24 protein-coding genes and 1 tRNA gene are annotated in these 19643 nt (G+C 45.3%); 9 read left to right on the plus strand and 16 right to left on the minus strand.

The window, feature by feature from the left end:
• Positions 1–150 precede the first annotated feature (150 nt).
• The 9 genes from ICE90_RS00005 to ICE90_RS00045 all read right to left on the minus strand — a co-directional run bounded on the left by ICE90_RS00005 (position 151) and on the right by ICE90_RS00045 (position 6758).
• Entirely contained in the window at positions 151–663 is a 513-nt protein-coding gene (locus ICE90_RS00005) for a pilin (protein WP_215321005.1), read from the minus strand.
• Between the two features lie 127 nt (positions 664–790).
• Positions 791–1492: a TerC family protein gene (locus tag ICE90_RS00010; protein ID WP_215321007.1), complete on the minus strand. Its 702-nt coding sequence runs from the start codon at positions 1490–1492 to the stop codon at positions 791–793.
• A gap of 89 nt (positions 1493–1581) precedes the next feature.
• Positions 1582–2475 (minus strand): succinate--CoA ligase subunit alpha, encoded by an 894-nt coding sequence (sucD, locus tag ICE90_RS00015; RefSeq protein WP_072582760.1) that lies wholly within the window; start codon positions 2473–2475, stop codon positions 1582–1584.
• Between the two features lie 15 nt (positions 2476–2490).
• Complete coding sequence (gene sucC, locus ICE90_RS00020; protein ID WP_011903667.1) at positions 2491–3660, minus strand: ADP-forming succinate--CoA ligase subunit beta; 1170 nt, start codon at positions 3658–3660, stop codon at positions 2491–2493.
• A 188-nt stretch (positions 3661–3848) separates the two neighbouring features.
• Positions 3849–4370, minus strand: coding sequence for a recombination regulator RecX (gene recX / locus ICE90_RS00025; RefSeq protein ID WP_216155200.1), 522 nt, complete (start codon positions 4368–4370; stop codon positions 3849–3851).
• Positions 4371–4374: 4 nt separating this feature from the next.
• On the minus strand, positions 4375–5460 hold the full coding sequence (gene recA / locus ICE90_RS00030) for a recombinase RecA (RefSeq protein WP_370623815.1): 1086 nt from the start codon (positions 5458–5460) through the stop codon (positions 4375–4377).
• 114 nt (positions 5461–5574) lie between these two features.
• The gene (locus ICE90_RS00035; protein WP_215321011.1) at positions 5575–6117 is read right to left on the minus strand and encodes a DUF2878 domain-containing protein; all 543 of its coding nucleotides are present in this window, start codon (positions 6115–6117) and stop codon (positions 5575–5577) included.
• 54 nt (positions 6118–6171) lie between these two features.
• A tRNA-Met gene (locus ICE90_RS00040) sits at positions 6172–6248 on the minus strand.
• A 78-nt stretch (positions 6249–6326) separates the two neighbouring features.
• Positions 6327–6758 (minus strand): hypothetical protein, encoded by a 432-nt coding sequence (locus tag ICE90_RS00045; protein WP_216155516.1) that lies wholly within the window; start codon positions 6756–6758, stop codon positions 6327–6329.
• Between the two features lie 60 nt (positions 6759–6818).
• Between ICE90_RS00045 and ICE90_RS00050 the strand changes: the two genes are divergently transcribed.
• On the plus strand, positions 6819–7139 hold the full coding sequence (locus ICE90_RS00050) for a DUF6150 family protein (protein ID WP_216190559.1): 321 nt from the start codon (positions 6819–6821) through the stop codon (positions 7137–7139).
• A gap of 29 nt (positions 7140–7168) precedes the next feature.
• Positions 7169–7780, plus strand: coding sequence for an MOSC domain-containing protein (locus tag ICE90_RS00055; protein WP_216190560.1), 612 nt, complete (start codon positions 7169–7171; stop codon positions 7778–7780).
• 66 nt (positions 7781–7846) lie between these two features.
• Here the strand turns inward: ICE90_RS00055 and ICE90_RS00060 are convergent, their stop codons facing one another.
• The gene (locus tag ICE90_RS00060) at positions 7847–9517 is read right to left on the minus strand and encodes an MFS transporter (protein WP_216190561.1); all 1671 of its coding nucleotides are present in this window, start codon (positions 9515–9517) and stop codon (positions 7847–7849) included.
• A gap of 176 nt (positions 9518–9693) precedes the next feature.
• Positions 9694–10323, minus strand: a complete 630-nt coding sequence (locus tag ICE90_RS00065) for a trimeric intracellular cation channel family protein (protein ID WP_215358619.1) — start codon at positions 10321–10323, stop codon at positions 9694–9696.
• Positions 10324–10413: 90 nt separating this feature from the next.
• On the opposite strand from ICE90_RS00065, the gene maiA reads away from it, so the two are divergent.
• The gene (gene maiA, locus ICE90_RS00070) at positions 10414–11094 is read left to right on the plus strand and encodes a maleylacetoacetate isomerase (RefSeq protein WP_215321017.1); all 681 of its coding nucleotides are present in this window, start codon (positions 10414–10416) and stop codon (positions 11092–11094) included.
• On the opposite strand, the gene ICE90_RS00075 is transcribed toward maiA, so the two are convergent.
• From ICE90_RS00075 to ICE90_RS00085, 3 genes are read right to left on the minus strand one after another with little or no spacing between them, the layout of a single operon-like run.
• On the minus strand, positions 11065–11994 hold the full coding sequence (locus tag ICE90_RS00075) for an AEC family transporter (protein ID WP_216190562.1): 930 nt from the start codon (positions 11992–11994) through the stop codon (positions 11065–11067). The genes maiA and ICE90_RS00075 overlap by 30 nt on opposite strands.
• Positions 11995–12021: 27 nt before the next feature.
• On the minus strand, positions 12022–12546 hold the full coding sequence (locus ICE90_RS00080) for a gamma carbonic anhydrase family protein (protein ID WP_215321019.1): 525 nt from the start codon (positions 12544–12546) through the stop codon (positions 12022–12024).
• Between the two features lie 56 nt (positions 12547–12602).
• Positions 12603–13805: an ammonium transporter gene (locus tag ICE90_RS00085; protein WP_216190563.1), complete on the minus strand. Its 1203-nt coding sequence runs from the start codon at positions 13803–13805 to the stop codon at positions 12603–12605.
• Positions 13806–13942: 137 nt separating this feature from the next.
• Here ICE90_RS00085 and ICE90_RS00090 point away from each other — a divergent pair, with 137 nt between their 5' ends.
• Positions 13943–14305 (plus strand): Rap1a/Tai family immunity protein, encoded by a 363-nt coding sequence (locus tag ICE90_RS00090; protein ID WP_215358624.1) that lies wholly within the window; start codon positions 13943–13945, stop codon positions 14303–14305.
• Positions 14306–14352: 47 nt separating this feature from the next.
• Positions 14353–14640, plus strand: a complete 288-nt coding sequence (locus ICE90_RS00095) for a glycine zipper domain-containing protein (protein ID WP_216190564.1) — start codon at positions 14353–14355, stop codon at positions 14638–14640.
• 68 nt (positions 14641–14708) lie between these two features.
• On the opposite strand, the gene ICE90_RS00100 is transcribed toward ICE90_RS00095, so the two are convergent.
• Together ICE90_RS00100 and ICE90_RS00105 are read right to left on the minus strand one after the other, a co-directional pair.
• A complete protein-coding gene (locus ICE90_RS00100) occupies positions 14709–15098 on the minus strand; it encodes an OsmC family protein (protein WP_215321021.1) in 390 nt (129 codons plus the stop codon).
• 47 nt (positions 15099–15145) lie between these two features.
• A complete protein-coding gene (locus tag ICE90_RS00105) occupies positions 15146–15556 on the minus strand; it encodes a rhodanese-like domain-containing protein (protein WP_216190565.1) in 411 nt (136 codons plus the stop codon).
• Between the two features lie 58 nt (positions 15557–15614).
• On the opposite strand from ICE90_RS00105, the gene ICE90_RS00110 reads away from it, so the two are divergent.
• From ICE90_RS00110 to ICE90_RS00125, 4 genes are all read left to right on the plus strand, one after another.
• Positions 15615–16877: a putative Na+/H+ antiporter gene (locus ICE90_RS00110; protein WP_216190566.1), complete on the plus strand. Its 1263-nt coding sequence runs from the start codon at positions 15615–15617 to the stop codon at positions 16875–16877.
• Positions 16878–16943: 66 nt separating this feature from the next.
• Entirely contained in the window at positions 16944–18293 is a 1350-nt protein-coding gene (miaB, locus tag ICE90_RS00115) for a tRNA (N6-isopentenyl adenosine(37)-C2)-methylthiotransferase MiaB (protein ID WP_215321024.1), read from the plus strand.
• On the plus strand, positions 18280–18753 hold the full coding sequence (gene ybeY / locus ICE90_RS00120; protein ID WP_215321025.1) for an rRNA maturation RNase YbeY: 474 nt from the start codon (positions 18280–18282) through the stop codon (positions 18751–18753). The genes miaB and ybeY overlap by 14 nt, the downstream gene beginning before the upstream one ends.
• Positions 18754–18783: 30 nt before the next feature.
• Positions 18784–19623 carry an HlyC/CorC family transporter gene (locus tag ICE90_RS00125; protein ID WP_216190567.1) on the plus strand — a complete coding sequence of 280 codons (840 nt, stop codon included), beginning with the start codon at positions 18784–18786 and terminating at the stop codon, positions 19621–19623.
• The last annotated feature ends 20 nt before the right edge of the window (positions 19624–19643 follow it).

Here is a 19643-nt window from a genome sequence, read left to right on the forward strand (position 1 = left end):
CCGCCTAAGACCGCCTGACCTTAGAAACTCTTTAACTACCTTTAGCTTGAACTGCTTGCTGTACTTGCTCATAAAACAAAACCCCCTTGGTTGGACATAATGTCCAACTTTTGGGGGTCAGTTCAATGAAGCGGCTCTTTATTTAGTTCCTTATTTACTTATTCTGCATTCTGAAGGCAGTAACTGCGGTATCAGATTAGTCTCCGAAGACCTACATGACCAACCACCCGCCCAAGTTGCTCCCTCTGGCCTGGACAAATCAATGGGCTTAGGCGAATTTGCATCCGGCTCGTTAGTTGGCACTAAATGAAGTGTATTTTTACCTTCAGGCGCCACGCTGACTTGATAGTCAATCGCAATCGCACCCGAGGGTGTGATCTCAATTAACTTAACGCTGCGTGTTGGCGTAAAAGTAAAACCGCCATTCGTTGCATCATCCATCGGAACAGTGCCGCGACTTGCAAAAGCTTCTGTCACCGCAAGCTTAGCGCTTGAGGATAAATTCATACCTTCTACAACCCTACTTCGAGCAATGTAGTCTTGATACTGAGGAACGGCTACCGCAACCAAAATGCCAATGATGGCCACAACCACCATTACCTCAATCAAGGTAAATCCAACTTCTTCACTGTTTTCTAGTTTTTGAATATCTTGAATCTGCATATTTTCTAGCTCCCGGGGTCAAATGCCTCATCATCGAGTCTAAACCTTTAATTCTCAAGATATTCAGTCGTAAAAAAAGCCAGCTTTTATCGCTGGCTTTTCTGATTCGGGGGAAGGCTGAAGAATCTTATGCTTTAGCGCGATTCTTTTTCTTCAAATAGGTACCAAGCAAGATCACAATAGCAACTCCAATGCCCTCAAAAATCATGTGAGCATCTTCCATTGCGCCTTGAATAGAATCTTTGATTGCCGGGTCTTCCACCAACATACCGCCAGCCAATAGACCTAATAAACCAGCCCCCAAAGTAATGATGACAGGGAAGCGATCCATCACCTTTAAAAGCATAGTGCTACCAAAGATGATCAACGGGATAGAAAGACCAAGACCAATGATTAAAAGGGCTAAACGAGTTTCTTCAGGACCCTTTTGAGCAGCGGCAGCTACAGCAATAACGTTGTCCAAACTCATCACTAAGTCAGCTACCAATATTGTGCGTATCGCGCCCCAGATATTAGAGTGGCCATCCATCTCAGCTTCATCATCGCTATCAGCTAATAATTGCACGCCAATGTAGACCAGCAAAATAGCGCCAACGATTTTTAGATAAGGAAGACTGAGGAGTTGTACCGCAGTGATTGTCAAAATCACACGTAAAATAATGGCTGCTGCACTACCCCAAAAAATTGCTTTCTTTTGTTGATTTGCTGGCAGATTGCGTGATGCCAATGCAATCACTACTGCGTTATCACCAGATAACAAAATGTTGGCAACAATGATTGACAAAAGTGCAGCCCAAAATGCAGGGCCTGAAAATACTGAAAAATCCATGAGTCGTCTCCCTACGTTATTTTTATGTTTTAACTGCTGACACTACAAAAAGGATGCTGTTTTATCAGCACCCTTTTCCTTATTACTAATTACAACATTGCCTTTAGTAAAGCAGCCATCTCTGAAGGGTTCTTCGTTACTTTGAAGCCACACTCTTCCATTACAGCAAGCTTGGCATCCGCAGTATCCGCACCACCAGAAATCAAGGCACCTGCGTGACCCATACGCTTGCCTGGAGGCGCTGTTACGCCGGCGATAAAGCCAACTACCGGCTTCTTCATATTGTCTTTGCACCAGCGAGCAGCTTCCGCCTCGTCTGGACCGCCGATTTCGCCAATCATGATCACAGCATCTGTTTCTGGATCTTCATTGAACATTCTCATGATGTCGATGTGCTTTAAGCCGTTAATTGGGTCGCCACCAATACCAACTGCTGTGGACTGACCTAAGCCAATAGCTGTCAACTGACCAACTGCTTCATAAGTCAATGTACCGGAACGGCTAACAACACCAATGCGGCCTTTCTTATGAATATGGCCAGGCATGATGCCGATCTTGAGTTCGTCTGGAGTGATGATGCCTGGGCAGTTAGGGCCCAGTAATAAAGTCTTCTTACCTCCAGCAGCTTCCTTAGCATGCATCTTGTTACGCACTTCAAGCATGTCGCGCACTGGAATGCCCTCAGTGATACAGATCACAAAGTCGAGGTCAGCTTCAACAGCTTCCCAAATCGCAGCAGCAGCACCAGGAGGCGGAACATAGATAACGGAAGTCGTTGCACCAGTTTGCTGAGCAGCTTCTTTAACAGTCCCATAAATAGGAATATTAAAAATAGACTCACCCGCTTTTTTAGGATTTACACCTGCAACAAAACAATTTTTACCGTTTGCGTATTCCTGACATTTTTCAGTATGGAACTGACCGGTCTTACCAGTGATACCTTGTGTAATGACTTTGGTGTTTTTATTGATCAAAATAGACATATTGAAATTCCTGGATTATTTGTTTTTGGCAACAGCAGCAACCACCTTGGTAGCAGCTTCAGCCATTGAATCGGCGCTAATAATTGGCAAACCAGAGTCTGCAAGAATTTTCTTGCCTAGCTCTTCATTTGTACCTTTCATACGCACAACCAAAGGTACTGTTAGGTTGACTGCTTTACATGCAGTCACAACGCCGTCAGCAATCACGTCGCAACGCATAATGCCGCCGAAGATGTTGACCAAAATTGCCTCAACACTCTTGTTCTTCAACATGATCTTGAATGCTTCAGTTACTTTTTCTGCTGTAGCACCGCCACCAACGTCCAAGAAGTTCGCTGGCTCGCCACCGAACAACTTAATGGTGTCCATTGTCGCCATCGCCAAGCCTGCACCGTTCACTAAACAGCCGATATTGCCGTCTAATGAGATGTAAGCGAGGTCAAATTTAGAGGCTTCAATTTCAGCAGCATCTTCTTCATCAATGTCGCGGTACGCAACGATTTCTGGATGACGGAACAATGCGTTTGGATCAAAGTTGAACTTCGCGTCCAAAGCCTTGATCTTGCCGTTACCCTCAAGAATCAATGGGTTGATTTCAACCAGTGAAGCATCGGTATCCCAGTAAGTCTTGTACAAGTTCTTAAATACATCGCGAGCCATTGGGATGGATGCCTCGGGCACGCCAATACCTTTAGCAACGATATCGCAATCCGCATCTGTCAAGCCAACCATTGGATCAACAAATACTTTAATAATTTTTTCTGGATGAGATTCGGCAACTTCCTCAATATCCATACCACCTTCGCTAGAAGCCATGATCACATTCTTCTGTGTTCCGCGGTCTGTAACGATGCTGAAGTAATACTCTTTTTTAATGTCAGCGCCATCCTCAATGAGGAGACGATTTACTTTTTGACCTTCTGGTCCAGTTTGATGCGTCTTGAGTTGCATGCCCAAAATTTCAGAAGCGTATTTTTTCACTTCATCCATGCTTCTTGCTAACTTCACGCCGCCACCTTTACCGCGACCACCAGCATGAATCTGGGCCTTCACAACCCATACTGGGCCACCCAGTTTTTCAGCAGCCTTCACCGCCTCATCAACACTGAATGCAGGGATGCCATTAGGAACTGGCACATTAAATTGGCGAAGAAGTTCTTTGCCTTGGTACTCGTGAATTTTCATAATTACTCCGAAACGGTATCTTTTTTAGCAAGCGATGAGGATTAGTTAAACCGATGTTGCCTTGCTCCCATACTTACTCTAGAAATAGCTAAATTAGCCAAATTTGAATAAATGCGAACGGCTTGACCGACTTCATAAGTCTAGCATGCTGCAATGCCGCAAATTGCCTCTACGGATCCGTAATTGCCCTAATCTGGGCATTGACCGCCAATCACTTTTGCCACCACTTCCGAGCCAAAACCCTTCGATGCCAAGAAGCGGTACTGCCTAGCCCTCTCCTTTTGGTCCTGAGCGCGTATGCCGTATTTCCTGGTCCAGAGATCAAAGGCGCGCTGAAACTCGGTCTCTTTTAAGGCCCCAAGAAGTACAGCTGACTTTTTGGCATCCACCCCAGCCCTATCGAGTTCATCGGCAATCTTTCTCATCCCGTAGCGCTCGCTACGGCGGCGAACCAGCGCTTCAGCAAAACGCTCGTCAGACAACCAGCCTCTTGCCTCAAAGTCGTCCAAAACCGCTTCAATCTGAGAATCTCTGGATTCAGGCGTTTGCTCAGCCTGCTCACCGCCTAACTTACCCCATCTTGCTTCTGATTCTGCCAACTTTGCGGCTAAGCCTTTGCGACTGTATTCTCGCTGCGACAAAAGGCGCAAAGCCCGAGCTTTGAGACTCGGGCTTTGTTTAACCTTCTGATTACTACTTAACTCTTGCATCGAATTATTCGACTTCCTCTTCCTCGCTCAGCACATCCGTTACTACTGCTGAACCGGATTTAACGCCTAATTTCTCGCGAATTCTTGCTTCGATATCTTTAGCAATGGCTGGGTTCTCTTTTAAGAACTCGCGCACATTGTCTTTACCTTGACCAATGCGATCACCGTTATAGCTATACCAAGAGCCTGACTTTTCAACGAGGTCAGCTTCTACACCCATATCAATAATTTCACCCTCTCTAGAGATGCCAGCACCGTACATAATGTCAAAAATTGCTTCGCGGAATGGAGGGGAAACTTTATTCTTTACAACCTTCACACGGGTTTCATTACCAACAACCTCATCGCCTTTTTTGATGCTACCAATACGACGGATGTCTAAACGCATAGAGGCGTAGAATTTCAGCGCATTACCACCAGTAGTAGTTTCTGGGGATCCGAACATCACACCAATCTTCATACGAATCTGGTTAATGAAGATCACAGTAGTGTTGGTACGCTTGATAGCACCAGTTAACTTACGCAAGGCCTGACTCATCAAACGGGCTTGTAAGCCTGGTAAAGAATCACCCATATCGCCTTCGATCTCAGCCCTTGGAACCAAAGCAGCAACAGAGTCAATGACGATTAAATCAATAGAACCTGAGCGAACTAATGCATCTGCAATTTCTAATGCCTGTTCGCCAGTATCCGGTTGAGAGATCAACAAATTATTTACATCCACGCCGAGACGAGATGCGTACTGCACATCTAATGCGTGCTCTGCGTCAATAAACGCGCAAGTGCCGCCAAGCTTTTGCATTTCTGCAATCGCATGCAATGTCAAAGTGGTTTTGCCAGAAGATTCTGGGCCGTAGATTTCAATCACGCGACCGCGCGCAAGACCACCAACTCCAAGAGCGATATCTAATCCGAGTGAACCGCTAGACACCACCTGAATGTCTTGGCTAATTTCGGCATCGCCCAATCTCATGATTGAGCCTTTACCAAACTGTTTCTCAATTTGTGCCAGTGCTGCAGTTAATGCTTTTTGCTTGTCTCCGCTCATTCCTTCAAATTCTGAAGAGGCTGATTGCTTTTTGTTATCCAAGGCCATTTTTTATTCCCTTTTCGCTATGTACTGGGCTTTTTCCCGAAGTTTTATCTACTGTGTAACAACTTAGGAGTTACTGTATATAAAAACAGTGGTCTTTGCAAGCGTCTTTTAAACTGAATTTACGGATTTTTGACTAGGTTGCACTTGATTGACTCGATCCCAATAGAAAAAGAGGGGTATAGCAACAGCCCAGACCACCCCTACTAGGATAAATCCAGTGATTTCGCCACCAGGAACCCAGGATCCGGCGCCCATCCGAATACCAGCCTCATAGGACATCGGACCAGCAATACCTCCTAAAACAGCCCCTAAAACAGGTCTGCCGCGCAACCAAGTCAAGGAGCCATTAATGGTGGTTGCCACCAAAACCCACAAGACCCACATCCAGAGAGGCGACAAGTACGGTGACGGCCAATCATTCCGAAAATCCAGGTAGCCCAGATGCATGATGAGAGTATCGGCCACCAAACCAAAGACAAAGGCTTTAAATAAAAGGCTGATTTCTGTTTTGGGAGAAGGTGAGCGCCAGGCGTGGAAAGCAATGTAGGCTAGGGTAGCAACTACCGCCCAAAGCACATCTTTATTGGCTGCGCCCAATACACAGGCAAACCAACCAAGCTGGAAAATAACAAAGTTCCAAAATTTAGCCATATACCTAGCAACCTAAGAAAAAGGCCACTGCCGAGGGGCAATGGCCTTTAGATTTGGTGGCGAATCAGGGATTTGAACCCCGGACCTGCGGATTATGATTCCGTCGCTCTAACCAGCTGAGCTAATTCGCCGAACTCGTTATTGTAAATGATCGGCATGCATCTGTCTAAACGAATCAAGCCTTTTTGCCTTCAGGGGCGTCTAAGCGCCTATTTGATCTGAAAGGTGCTGACAGCCTCATCTCGGCCATAAAGGACATTAAATTCGATTTTCTTGGCTAAAAAGAGCTTTTTCAGGACCTCATCCTTGTTCTCAAACACAATCGCGGTTTGATCAGGGTAATGCGAAAAAGGGTCGCTATTAACGTCTACTGCCACCCCATCAATCTTGATTTGCTTGATTGAGCGTTTATAAAACTTATCGGGACGTATAAAAATGAGGCGCTTTACATACTTATCTAAAACGAGCTTTTGACCCTGGTCGTTGGTCTTGAAGTAATAGACCAACTCCTCTTTGCCATTGGTAGTCATGTCGCGCTCTTCATCCCACTTAGCGTAAATACTTGAACTCGCTATGGCACAAATAAATATCAAGGCCAATTGGCTCAATACAAAAACAGATTTCTTTTGAGAGGAATTCATCCCGTGATCATATCAGCCAGATGAACACCTAAAAAGTAGAAAGCGTAATATTCTCAAATAATGAATTCATTTCTCTTGCGCCTTCTCAGTTTCCTGCTCTTGAGTAACTGCTTCCCTATCGCCGCTTCTGCAGCCCAAATCTTCATCACCAATTACCCATCAGAGGCCAATGCCAAAGTCTTTGTCACAAAGTACCAATCCGAAGCAAACTGCATTGTGTATGACACCCAATACTCCAGTGATAACGATCCGGGTGTTTGGTTCTATACAAAATACAAGGGCGATGCCCGTGCCGTGATTTATTACACCCAATATAAGTCCGAAGCTGATCTCATTGTGTATTTCACTAAGTACAAAAGTGATGCTCGCTGCCGTTACTAATAAATATCTCTTAAGCCCCCATTCATCTCATGAGACTTCTTTCTATATCCACCAGCAAAGTAGCTCCTTTGTTTGGCAATCACCACCCCAATTACAAATCAGTTGCTTCAGCCATTCGCAAGAAGGTGGTCAGTGATTTAGAAAATCTTGCTCTAGTTGAAATTACTCCACTGGGCATTAAAGGTGATGAGCAAGCTGACCTATCAGTACACGGCGGAATTGAAAAAGCCATTTATGTTTATCCAGCAGAGCATTACATTTTCTGGAATCAACTACTCACCAGAGAAACTAAGCAGCCAGTTGATTTGCAATATGGTGCCATCGGCGAGAACTTCACGATCGAAGGCCTGCTAGAAACAGAAGTGTTTGTTGGGGATAAATTGGTTGTTGGCGAGCTTGAATTTGCTGTAGTCAAACTACGTGAGCCTTGTTTCAAATTCAACGCTGCCGTTGGTTATAAGGGTGCAAGCAAAGCCATGCTGCAGTCTGGCTTTAGTGGTTGGTATTTGCGAGTACTCAAAACTGGAGCTCTCACTGCTGGAACTGAAATTACTTTAATTCCGGGTCCAAGAGAAACCTCTATTGCCCAGCAAAATCAAAAGCTCTTAAACGGTCGCAATCAAAAAGATTTGTGGGAATAAAAAAACCCGACCATTTCTGATCGGGTTTCTTATTTGATGCAGACTAAGGAATCTTAGTCAATCCGCTTAGTCACGTGCGTAGATATCTACGTCTTTAGTTTCACGTATAAACAGTGTACCGATTACCAATGTAATCGCAGCGATGATGATTGGGTACCAGAGACCGTAGTAAATGTTACCGTTTTGCGCTACCAAGGCGAAGGAGATCGTTGGCAACAAGCCACCGAACCAACCGTTACCAATGTGGTATGGCAAGGACATAGAGGTATAACGAATACGAGTTGGGAACATCTCAACTAACATCGCAGCGATTGGGCCATAAACCATGGTTACCAAGAGCACTAAGTACACCAATAAGAGCAATACAGCAACGTAGTTAATCTGTGCTGGATCAGCCTTAACAGGATAGCCTTCCTTGTTCAAAGCCTCACGAATTGCCTTTTTAAACTCAGCATCTTTCGCTTTTGCTTCAGCAGGATCAATGCCCTTAGATGTATATCCAGGGATTTCGATATCGCCAATTTTCACAACAGCAGTGGCACCAGCCGGAGCCGCAACAGTTGTATAGCTAGCAGAGTTCGAGGCCATCACTTGTTTTGCAATATCGCAAGAGCTTGTGAACTTCGCTGTACCAGTTGGGTTGAACTGGAATGTACATTCAGCCGGGTCAGCAGTAATAGTTGCTGGCGCTGTTGCCATTGCCTTTTCCAACGCTGGGTTAGCAAAGTGTGTCAAAGCATTAAACACGGAAACAGGGGTGTTAGGGATGTAAGTAATTACAGCCAATAACAAACCGCCCATGATGATCACTTTACGACCGATCTTGTCAGACAAGCTACCGAAGACCACAAAAAATGGTGTGCCGATTACTAATGAACCAGCAATCAACAAGTTCGCTGTCTTAGCATCTACTTTCAACACTTGTGTGAGGTAGAACAAAGCGTAGAACTGGCCTGTGTACCAAACTACCGCTTGACCTGCAACCAGACCAAACAATGCCAAGATCACAATCTTCAAGTTCTTCCATTGACCGAATGACTCTGTCAATGGCGCTTTAGACAATTTGCCTTCTTCTTTCATCTTCTTGAAAGCTGGAGATTCATTCATGGACAAACGAATCCATACAGAAACTGCCAACAATCCAATAGAAACGATGAAAGGAACGCGCCAGCCCCAAACCTCAAAGTCTGGGCCAGTGAATTCACGTGTGAACAAAATCACTAGCAAGGAGAGGAACAAGCCTAAGGTAGCTGTTGTCTGAATCCAAGCTGTGTATGCACCACGACGACCATGAGGAGCGTGTTCTGCAACGTAAGTAGCAGCACCACCGTACTCACCGCCCAAAGCCAAACCTTGAAGCATACGCAATGCGATCAAGATCACTGGAGCAGCAACGCCGATGGTTGCATAGTTAGGCAGAATACCCACGATGAAAGTTGCGCCGCCCATCAATAAGATGGTTACCAAGAAGGTGTATTTACGGCCAATCAAATCGCCGAGACGACCAAACACCAACGCGCCAAATGGACGCACGATGAAACCAGCAGCAAACGCTAACAAAGCGAAAATGAAGGCAGAGCCAGCATCTAGGCCAGAGAAGAATTGCTTAGCAATAATTGCCGCAAGTGAACCGTAAAGATAAAAGTCGTACCACTCAAAAACCGTACCTAAAGATGATGCAAAGATAACTTTGCGTTCTTCAGCGGTCATTGGGGCTGCTTTAGTTGATGTTGACATCAGTAGCTCCTAACTATTTTTATTAAATAAATAACAACGGATCGATTATGCTTTGAAAAAATTCAAAGAAATCCACTAGTTAGGGTAATTCCCCATCAAATAGGATCGGGGTTTTCCCGAGATATTTGGGAATTAGAGGTAGCGACGCAACACCTATGAGCCCAGCGTTGATGCAATTAACGCGTTTTAGTAATAAACATTTTGGGTACGTGCAGATCCCAATAAATAGCAGCTGCGCGCAGTCCAAAAATTCCGAGCATACAGATCACGGAGCCCTCAACAACATACTGGGGTAAAAAGTTCAGCACCAGAACATACGCGCAGCAACCTAAAGTCACTGGAATGGCATAAAGCTCATGCGACATGATGAGTGTTTTTCTACCAGCTAAGACATCGCGCAATAAGCCACCGCCAATTGCAGTAATAACACCCAAGATGACTGGCGCCACAGGCAGGCCATAACCCATACTCCATGCCTTATCAGCACCCTGAATCGCAAAGAGAGCAGCACCAAATCCGTCGATATACAGCATCCACCGATAAATTTGCGGTTGGGTAAAGAAAGATTCTGCAAAGAAGGTGAGGATGCTAGCGCCGAGTGCAAGCCACACATACATTTGGTTCTCAGACCAGAAAATGGGTGCTTCTAAAATAATGTCGCGAATAGTGCCGCCGCCAATGGCGGTAATTAAACCCAGTACCAAGACGCCAAAGAGGTCTACGCCACGATCTGCAATAGCTAAGACACCCGTTACCGCAAAGGCCATGGTTGCAATGATGCCAATCCAGAAATTAATGTCTTCCATAACATTGAGTCTAATGCACTTTGTCTGAGCACAGACTTGAATGACCATCCTCAATATACTGTCAGCTATGAGTGCAAATAAGGTGTTGATATGACCTCCAAGCTGTATAGCTTTTGGCGCAGCTCCGCCGCTTTTCGGGTTCGCATTGCCCTCAATCTCAAGGGTATGGATTATCAAATCATTCCCGTACATCTCGGTAAAAATGGTGGAGATCAATTGGGCGAGGAGTATGGCAAGAAAAATCCCAGTCGCCTAGTGCCTCTTCTAGAAGATGGCAAAAAAAGTATTCATCAATCCTTAGCCATTATTGAGTACCTCGAAGAGATTCAATCTGAGCCAGCACTTCTACCAACACTAGCGATTGATCGCGCATGGGTGCGTGCTATTGCAATGGATATTGCGAGCGATATTCACCCAATCAATAATTTACGGGTGTTGCGTTATCTGATCAAGAAACTCGGCATCAGCAGTGAGGCGAAGGATGAATGGTATGGGCACTGGATCAAGGTTGGACTCGAAAGTGTAGAGATGCAATTAAGTCTTGATCCACGGGTTGGGAGATTTGCCTATGGCGATCAACCTGGCTTGATTGATGTCTGCTTAGTGCCCCAACTCTTTAATGCACTAAGCGCAAGAGTAGATGTAAAGCCTTACCCCACTCTCATGCGAATCTTTCATGAATGCATGACATTGCCCGCCTTTAACGATGCCTCTTGGGAAAAACAAATGGATGCTGAGGGACTAAATCCCGTTGCTCCACCACAAAAATAAAGAGAGCGTCAGCAAAGAACTCACGGTAGTAATTAGTACCACTCTAGAAATCACACTACCGTCAGCCTTGTAGTACTGCGCCAACATAAAGGGGCCCGTACCAGTGGGTAGCGCGCTGAGTATGACGATGGCACTTACCCACAATGCTGGCAACTCCAAGATGGGGCCCGCAATGACCCAAGCAATCAAGGGTTGAAGAATCAACTTTGCCAAACTGATACCCCAAGCCCGAGCAGGAGCGGCAGTACTTTTTTGCATCAGAAATAAACCGATGGAAACGAGAGCGCAAGGTGTTGATGCGGCAGCTAAGAACGCAATTACTTGTGCAATCGGATCATACAAAGTTAAATCGCTCGAGGCCCACAATAGACCCGCAACTGGAGCTATTAACAAGGGATTAGTGCAAAGCGATTTAATGACGCTTAAACCAATCTCATGCGGCTTCTTATGCGACAAGATGCCAATCTCAATCAAGACCGTCGCCAAAGCAAACATGACAAACACAATGAAGGTGGAAATAATCGCAGGTGCTAAACCATCTTGGCCAAGGGCAAGTGCGCACAAGGGAATCCCCATATACCCAGTATTTGAATAAGAGGCGCTGAGGCCATCGAAACTGGCTGCCGCTAAATCGCGATGACATACCCAGCTTACCAAGAGCACCAGTAGAAAAACAATTAAACAACTTAGAAAAAAAGCAGTGATGAAACCAGGTTGCCAAAGCGTTTGCCATCCACTATTGGCGGCAAAGTTAAACAGTTGCGCAGGCAATGCCAACCAAACAACAAAACGATTGAGCTCAACTGAAGCATTAATGCCTAACTTACCAGTACGCCCACCAACATACCCAATCAATATGAGTAGGAATACTGGGAGAACTACATTAAATACGTAGAGCAAAATATTTAACGAGTGATAGTTAAGAGATTAGGAAATTTTCTTCAGCGTCTTCATATAACGCTGCGCATTTTTGACATATCGACCAGCGATATCGTGGATGCCAGCAATCTGCTCCGGGGTCAACTCTTTTACCGCCTTAGCGGGAGTCCCCAAAATCATGGAGCCATCCGGAAATTCTTTTCCTTCGGTAACAAGCGCGCCCGCACCTACGAGACAGTTTTTTCCAATCTTTGCGCCATTCAAAATCACCGCGCCAATGCCAATCAAACTACCGTCTCCGATGTAGCAACCATGCAGCATCACTTGATGACCAACAGTGACCTGCTTACCAATGATGAGTGGATAGCCTGGATCGGTGTGCAAAACAGAAGCATCTTGCACATTGCTGCCTGCGCCGATTTGAATGAGGTCGTTATCGCCGCGGATAACGACTTTAGGCCAGATACTCGCATCTTGATGAAGTTCAACCTTACCGATCACTTCTGCGCTGTCGGCAACCCAAGCACCCTCAGCTAAATGAGGGGCATTTCCATCTAGTTCAAATATAGCCATGACTCATTATAGGTATGAATCAGGCTATAGATGAACGACTATGCACTAAAAGCACATTACCAGTTTGGCTCGCGATCGGGCGTAGAGGAAATGCGGTGCACGCTTAAATCCGCACCTTCAAATTCTTCTTCTTGAGACATGCGAATACCCAATACTGCTTTCAGGGTGCCATAGACAATAAAGCCACCAAGGAATGCAATCCCAACACCTAAAGCACTGCCAATTAGCTGGCCAGTAAAAGTCACGCCACCAATTCCGCCCAAGGCTTTGGTGCCGAAGATGCCAGCAGCCAATCCACCCCAAAGACCGCACAAACCATGTAAGGGCCAAACACCGAGAACATCATCAATCTTCCAGCGGTTTTGAACCAACGTAAACATATATACAAACAATGCGCCGGCAACTAAGCCAACAAACAAAGCGCCAAGCGGATGCATTAAGTCTGACCCTGCGCACACTGCAACCAAACCAGCAAGTGGCCCGTTGTAGGTAAAGCCAGGATCGTTACGACCCACCGCCCAAGCAGCCAATGTTCCACCAACCATTGCCATCAATGAATTCATCGCGACCAAACCACTGATCTTGTCGATCGTTTGTGCACTCATCACATTAAAGCCAAACCAACCTACCGCTAAGATCCATGCACCCAAGGCCAAGAAAGGAATGCTTGATGGTGGATGAGCAGAAATTTGACCTTCTTTTGTGTAACGGCCACGGCGCGCGCCCAGCAAAATAACAGCAGGCAAGGCAATCCAACCACCTACTGCATGAACTACTACTGATCCCGCAAAGTCATGAAACTCTTCACCAGCAAATCCCTTGATCCAAGCCTGAATACCGTAATGCTGATTCCAAGCAATCCCTTCAAAGAAGGGGTAGACAAAACCTACCAATACAAAAGTAGCGACTAGTTGTGGATTAAATTTAGCGCGCTCTGCAATGCCACCAGAAATAATTGCGGGAATCGCGGCGGCAAAAGTCAGCAAGAAGAAAAATTTGACTAACTCGTAGCCATTCTTTTCCGCTAGCAACTCCGCCCCAGAGAAAAAGTTCACGCCATAAGCAATGCTGTAGCCAATAAAGAAATAGGCAATCGTTGAGACTGCAAAGTCCACCAAGATTTTGACTAAGGCATTGACCTGGTTTTTCTTACGAACTGTTCCTAACTCCAAGAACGCAAAGCCGGCATGCATGGCAAGCACCATAATGGCGCCAAGCAAGATAAATAAAGCATCACTTCCAGATTTCAAAGTTTCCATGCAATTTCTCCCTCTTATTTTTTGCATCATTATGGGGATTGGAAAATCCCAAAAAAGGGCATGACGCACCTATTTAGTGCATATGTAGAGATTTTTATGGTTTATCATGGTTTTTACATACACCCAAGGGAGATCCCATGAAAAAAATCCTCATCGCATTGGCCGCTTTAGCTGCATTTTCCGGTCTTGCTCAAGCACAAGAAACCATCAAAGTATTAAGCACACAAGAACTTGCGAATGTTTGCAAACTTCCTGCAAGCCCAGAATCCCGTAGTTTCTGTATTGGCTTTACTACTTCTGTTTATGAAACCTATTTAGCAACTCGTCACCCACAACGTGCAAAGCCATTTATTTGCGTTAAGCAACCTGCTCCAGCACGTGATGAAGTCATTGGTGATTTTGTGAAGTTTGCCAATAGCACTCCACAAGTTGCAGACAAACCAGCAGCAGGTGTTTTCTTGGGCTTCTTAGCTTCACGCTTCCCTTGCGCCAGAAAATAATCTAAGTAACTTAGACAAACGAATACCCATTTAAAGGATCAGTTGAGATGAAAAAAATTATCGCAATTACCGCAGCAACTTTAGCAATCGCTGGTTGCTCAAACATGAGCAACACCGAGCAACGTACACTCTCAGGCGCAGGCATTGGCGCAGCAGCTGGTGCTGTTGGCACGGCAATCTTCCACGGCAATCCTATCTGGGGCGCAGTTGGTGGTGCAGCAGTGGGTGCAGCATCTGGCTATGTCTATGATGCTTACAAGAAAAATGAAGCCTCTAATTACAATGCTGGCTACAACGCTGGAAAAAAGAATCAGCCAGCTCAGGCACCTAATTAATAAGCCTAGCTAAGCAGAATACCCAGGCCTATTGAGACCCGAGTTCAGCAATACCAACCCAGCTCGTATTAATTTACCAGCTGGGTTTTTATTTGAATCTGCCCTGCCAATGCTTTATGGATTGGACATTTATCTGCAATCTCAAGTAAGCGCTCTTTTTCTTCAGCACTCAAGTTGCCTTGCAACTGAATCTCGCGGGAGAATGTTTCAACATCATCATTCCGTTCGATATCCACAGTTACGATAGCATTGTCTAATTTCATTTCTTTGCGCCCAGCGTACATCTTTAAAGTCATTGAGGTACAGGCTGCCAAAGCAGCACCAAGATATTCGTGAGGACTTGGGCCGGTATCAGAGCCTCCTTTAGAAACTTCAGCATCAGACAAAAAATGTAAATCACCAGCAGTTAATTTCTGCTGAAGGGGGCCTTGGCCAAACTGCGAAACTACTTTTCTCATAAGAATCCTAAAAAATTATTAATGCAAAAAAATCATCAAGACCGACTTTAACTGGAATGGGATTTGCTTGCTTTTGCTACGATGGGTAATTGCGCCTTCTTCCAAGCACTAAAGCCACCCTCTAGGTGGCATATATTAGGGACACCCATTCTCTGGAGGGTTTGTGTTGCTAGGGCCGAACGCCAAGCTGAGGCGCAATACAACACGATCCTCTTGCCTTCCCCAAAGATTGGTTTGTAATAAGGGCTGTCAGGGTCAACCCAAAACTCCAACATTCCCCTGGGGGCATGCAGCGCATTTGGAATCATGCCCTCTCGCTCTAATTCACGAACATCCCGTATATCCACAAACACCACATTTGTATCTACCAATAAATCTGACGCTATTTCCATGGAGAGCGTCTCAATTTCAGCCATTGCCTCCTGAATGAGCTCTTGATACCCAATCTTTAATTTCACCAAAATCTCCTAAATTAACAATGTCTGAGCCTCACCAAGTACCTGCTACCATTCTGCTATGAACTTTACCCCCACAGAACTTGGTGCGAGCATTATTTTTGCAATTGCTGTTTTGCATACCTTTTGCACAGGCTATTTTGAAACGATTGCTAAAAAATCGCCTCGACATGCTGGTCTTTGGCATCTCCTTGGTGAAGTAGAAATTGTTTTTGGTTTTTGGGCTGCCATACTGGTTATTTTTATTTCCTTATATGACGACTTAGGGACTGCTAAGAACTTTCTGAATAAACGCAATTTCACAGAACCACTCTTTGTCTTTGCCATCATGATTGTGGCTGGCACAAAACCCATTCTGTATTTTTCTACTCAAATTTTGCATGTGCTGGCCAATGGCCTGCAATATCTTTTGCGTATCAGAAGCGCTCCTGCTTTATATTTTTTAACTCTAGGGGCCACACCACTCCTTGGCTCTTTGATCACCGAGCCTGCAGCGATGACTCTGGCTGCTTTTTTATTGCGCGACCTTGTCTATCGTCACCAATGTTCTAAAGCGCTTCTATTTGGCACCCTTGGCGTGCTCTTTGTGAATATCTCCATTGGAGGCACACTCACCAATTTTGCTGCTCCGCCTGTTCTGATGGTGGCCTCTACCTGGGGATGGAGTTCAGCATTTATGTTTAGCAACTTTGGTCTAGAGTCTTGCATTGCGATCTTCATCAATGCTCTGGCAGCAACGCTTTTATTTCATCGCCAATTGATTGAACCTAATGCCGATAAAGGGGAAGTAAAAATTCCTTTCGCAGTCATTTTGACGCACCTAGTTTTCTTATTTGGTGTGGTTTACTTTGCGCATGATCCGATTATTTTCACGTGGATTCTGCTCTTCTTTATTGGTTACACCACGGCATATCCAAAACATCAAAGTCCTCTCATCCTGAAAGAAGCACTTTTAGTGGGATTCTTCCTGGGTGGCTTAGTAGTATTGGGTTCATTGCAAGGATGGTGGCTGCAACCCATTCTCGAAATGATGAGCCCTACCGCAGTCTTTTATGGCAGTCTTGTTTTAACTGCTTTCACTGACAATGCGGCACTCACCTATTTAGGATCATTGGTTACGGGAACCTCACCGGAGTTCAAGCTGGCATTAGTGGGTGGAGCGGTTGCCGGTGGTGGCCTCACCGTTATTGCTAATGCCCCCAACCCAGCGGGTATTGCGATCTTGCGTGGCCACTTTCCTGGACATACGGTTTCAGCGCTGTATTTATTGATTGCGGCCATTCCGCCCACCATCGTGGCAATTCTGGCTTACAGACTCATATAAGAACAACTTGGGTCTTAGGCGGTAAAATCTGAGCTTCGCCCCCAGCTATACACCTGAGAACGGCATATGAAAAAGCTCTACATCAAAACCTTTGGCTGTCAAATGAACGAGTACGACTCGGGAAAAATGGCAGACCTCCTGCATGCGGATGAAGGCATGGTCATGACGGATCGCCCTGAAGATGCCGACGTGGTTCTTCTCAACACCTGCTCTATCCGCGAAAAAGCGGAAGATAAAGTCTTTTCAGATTTAGGACGGCTGCGTGAACTCAAAAAAACGAAGCCTGACTTACTGATTGGTGTTGGTGGCTGCGTTGCCAGCCAAGAAGGTCAACAAATTGTTAGCCGCGCTCCTTACGTAGATGTTGTGTTTGGACCTCAAACACTCCATCGCTTATCCGACCTCATTGCACAGCGTCGCAAAACAGGCATCTCACAAGTGGATATTTCTTTTCCTGAAATCGAAAAGTTTGATCATCTTCCCGCATCTCGCCAAACTCGTGGCTCTGCATACGTCTCCATCATGGAAGGTTGCTCTAAGTATTGCAGCTACTGTGTTGTGCCATATACGCGTGGTGAAGAAGTCTCAAGACCATTTGATGATGTGCTGACAGAAGTCGCTGGCCTAGCAAGTAAAGGCGTCAAAGAAATTGTTCTGCTTGGTCAAAACGTAAACGCCTATCTTGGCAAGATGGGTGATACCGAAGAAATCGCTGACTTTGCTCTATTGATTGAATACATCGCTGAAATTCCTGGGGTTGAACGAATTCGCTTTACCACCAGCCATCCTAAAGAATTTACACAACGCCTCATCGACGTCTACGCCAAAGTACCTAAGCTTGTCAGTCACCTGCATCTGCCCGTACAACATGGGTCGGATTCTATGCTCTCAGCGATGAAACGTGGCTATACGGCACTGGAGTTCAAGAGCATTATTCGCAAGATGCGCGCTGTTCGTCCCGACCTGACACTGTCGAGTGATTTCATTGTGGGTTTCCCAGGAGAAACTGAGGCTGACTTTGAAAAACTATTGAAGATGGTGAAAGATCTGAACTTTGATAACAGCTTTTGTTTTATCTTTAGCCCACGTCCAGGAACTCCAGCAGCGAATCTTCACGATGACACACCATACGAAGTCAAACTCAAGCGTCTCCAAACTTTATTGGCATTGGTTGAGGGACAGGCAAACCAAATTAGCCAAAAAATGCTGGGTAATATTGAAAGAGTATTGATTGAAGGTCTTGCCAAAGATGGCATCAACTTACAAGGTCGCGCTGAAAATAATCGTGTCATTCATTTCACAGCACCCGTTCAAGATATTGAGAGCCTGATTGGTCAATTCGTAGACATTCGTATTACGGAAGTTCTGAACTACACCCTCAGAGGCGATTTGGTAGAAGCACATGTCAGCCAATAAAAAAAGTACTTCTCCCAAGCTAGCGATTGAGTTGCAATACGCTAGCCCGGCGATTGAGTCCGCCGTAAATAAAGTGGCTTCCTCAACCCTAATTAAAAAATGGGTCAAAAGCTCTACGGCACTTGGTGGCTTAATTACCCTACGCTTTGTAAATGCTGCGGAAGGTAAAAAGTTGAACTTGGCTTTTCGTCAAAAAGATTACGCCACCAATGTTTTAACTTTTTCTTACGAGCTTTCAAAAGAAGCTGTAGTAGCAGATATTATTTTTTGCCTACCGGTTCTGCAAAAAGAAGCTAAAGAGCAAAGTAAATTACTAAAAGCCCATTTGGCCCATTTAATTGTGCACGGCTGCCTTCATGCTCAAGGCCATGATCACGAGATAGGCCGGGATGCTAAAAAAATGGAGTCCCTGGAAATCCAGAGTCTCCAAAAATTGGGCTTTGCTAACCCCTATTCTTGATTTGCCATATTTCTACGCTATTCTTGCTATATGCCTGACCCCAATAAATCCCTTTTAGATCGCTTGGCTGATTTTTTAACTCCGCAGCCAACGGAACCCAGTGAGCGCCGTCAAGAACTGATTGATACCCTTCGAGAAGCTCAAGCTGAGGGATTAATTGATGCGGATGCCCTCTCCATGATTGAGGGCGTGTTTCAAGTAGGGCAGTTATGCGCTCGTGACATACTTGTGCCTCGCGCCCAAATTGATTGGATTGATATTGGCCAACCTCTCTCTGAAATCATTAAGAGTGTCATTGAAGCAGCTCACTCACGGTTTCCTGTATTCGAAGGTAGTCGAGATAATGTCATTGGCATTTTGTTAGCAAAAGATTTATTACGTCACGCTACCGAGAAAGATTTTCAGGTGCGGGATTGGTTACGCCCAGCGGTATTTATTCCAGAATCCAAACGTCTTAGCGTCTTATTGCGAGACTTCAAAGACAACCGCAATCATTTAGCTATCGTAGTTGACGAATATAGCGGTGTTGCCGGCATTATTACCATTGAAGATGTGCTCGAGCAGATCGTTGGTGATATTGAGGATGAACATGATGTCGATGAAGAGGCAGACAACCTCATCGCTTTAGATAATGGCGATATCCGCGTTAAAGGCATTACCGAGCTTGAGCAATTTAATGAAAGACTTGGTACTCATTTTGAAGTGGAAGATATTGAGACTGTGGCGGGCTTAGTGATCCAGTATTTAGGCCGCGTTCCTAAAATGGGTGAGCTCATTGATATAGGTGGCATTGAATTTGAAGTGCAGCGCGCCGACCCAAGACAAATTCATATTCTGCTTGCACGACAATCCAATAAAAAATCAGACTGAGATTCACATTGTTTGATCAG

Source organism: Polynucleobacter sp. AP-RePozz3-80-G7 (assembly GCF_018882145.1).
Classification (GTDB): domain Bacteria; phylum Pseudomonadota; class Gammaproteobacteria; order Burkholderiales; family Burkholderiaceae; genus Polynucleobacter.

What these genes read in the sequence shown, in the direction of transcription:
- ICE90_RS00005 (WP_215321005.1), bottom strand. Translation starts at nt 663, where the DNA reads ATGCAGATTCAAGATATTCAAAAACTAGAAAACAGTGAAGAAGTTGGA.
- ICE90_RS00010 (WP_215321007.1), bottom strand. Translation starts at nt 1,492, where the DNA reads ATGGATTTTTCAGTATTTTCAGGCCCTGCATTTTGGGCTGCACTTTTG.
- sucD (WP_072582760.1), bottom strand. Translation starts at nt 2,475, where the DNA reads ATGTCTATTTTGATCAATAAAAACACCAAAGTCATTACACAAGGTATC.
- sucC (WP_011903667.1), bottom strand. Translation starts at nt 3,660, where the DNA reads ATGAAAATTCACGAGTACCAAGGCAAAGAACTTCTTCGCCAATTTAAT.
- recX (WP_216155200.1), bottom strand. Translation starts at nt 4,370, where the DNA reads ATGCAAGAGTTAAGTAGTAATCAGAAGGTTAAACAAAGCCCGAGTCTC.
- ICE90_RS00035 (WP_215321011.1), bottom strand. Translation starts at nt 6,117, where the DNA reads ATGGCTAAATTTTGGAACTTTGTTATTTTCCAGCTTGGTTGGTTTGCC.
- ICE90_RS00045 (WP_216155516.1), bottom strand. Translation starts at nt 6,758, where the DNA reads ATGAATTCCTCTCAAAAGAAATCTGTTTTTGTATTGAGCCAATTGGCC.
- ICE90_RS00050 (WP_216190559.1), top strand. Translation starts at nt 6,819, where the DNA reads ATGAATTCATTTCTCTTGCGCCTTCTCAGTTTCCTGCTCTTGAGTAAC.
- ICE90_RS00055 (WP_216190560.1), top strand. Translation starts at nt 7,169, where the DNA reads ATGAGACTTCTTTCTATATCCACCAGCAAAGTAGCTCCTTTGTTTGGC.
- ICE90_RS00060 (WP_216190561.1), bottom strand. Translation starts at nt 9,517, where the DNA reads ATGTCAACATCAACTAAAGCAGCCCCAATGACCGCTGAAGAACGCAAA.
- ICE90_RS00065 (WP_215358619.1), bottom strand. Translation starts at nt 10,323, where the DNA reads ATGGAAGACATTAATTTCTGGATTGGCATCATTGCAACCATGGCCTTT.
- maiA (WP_215321017.1), top strand. Translation starts at nt 10,414, where the DNA reads ATGACCTCCAAGCTGTATAGCTTTTGGCGCAGCTCCGCCGCTTTTCGG.
- ICE90_RS00080 (WP_215321019.1), bottom strand. Translation starts at nt 12,546, where the DNA reads ATGGCTATATTTGAACTAGATGGAAATGCCCCTCATTTAGCTGAGGGT.
- ICE90_RS00085 (WP_216190563.1), bottom strand. Translation starts at nt 13,805, where the DNA reads ATGGAAACTTTGAAATCTGGAAGTGATGCTTTATTTATCTTGCTTGGC.
- ICE90_RS00090 (WP_215358624.1), top strand. Translation starts at nt 13,943, where the DNA reads ATGAAAAAAATCCTCATCGCATTGGCCGCTTTAGCTGCATTTTCCGGT.
- ICE90_RS00095 (WP_216190564.1), top strand. Translation starts at nt 14,353, where the DNA reads ATGAAAAAAATTATCGCAATTACCGCAGCAACTTTAGCAATCGCTGGT.
- ICE90_RS00100 (WP_215321021.1), bottom strand. Translation starts at nt 15,098, where the DNA reads ATGAGAAAAGTAGTTTCGCAGTTTGGCCAAGGCCCCCTTCAGCAGAAA.
- ICE90_RS00110 (WP_216190566.1), top strand. Translation starts at nt 15,615, where the DNA reads ATGAACTTTACCCCCACAGAACTTGGTGCGAGCATTATTTTTGCAATT.
- miaB (WP_215321024.1), top strand. Translation starts at nt 16,944, where the DNA reads ATGAAAAAGCTCTACATCAAAACCTTTGGCTGTCAAATGAACGAGTAC.
- ybeY (WP_215321025.1), top strand. Translation starts at nt 18,280, where the DNA reads ATGTCAGCCAATAAAAAAAGTACTTCTCCCAAGCTAGCGATTGAGTTG.
- ICE90_RS00125 (WP_216190567.1), top strand. Translation starts at nt 18,784, where the DNA reads ATGCCTGACCCCAATAAATCCCTTTTAGATCGCTTGGCTGATTTTTTA.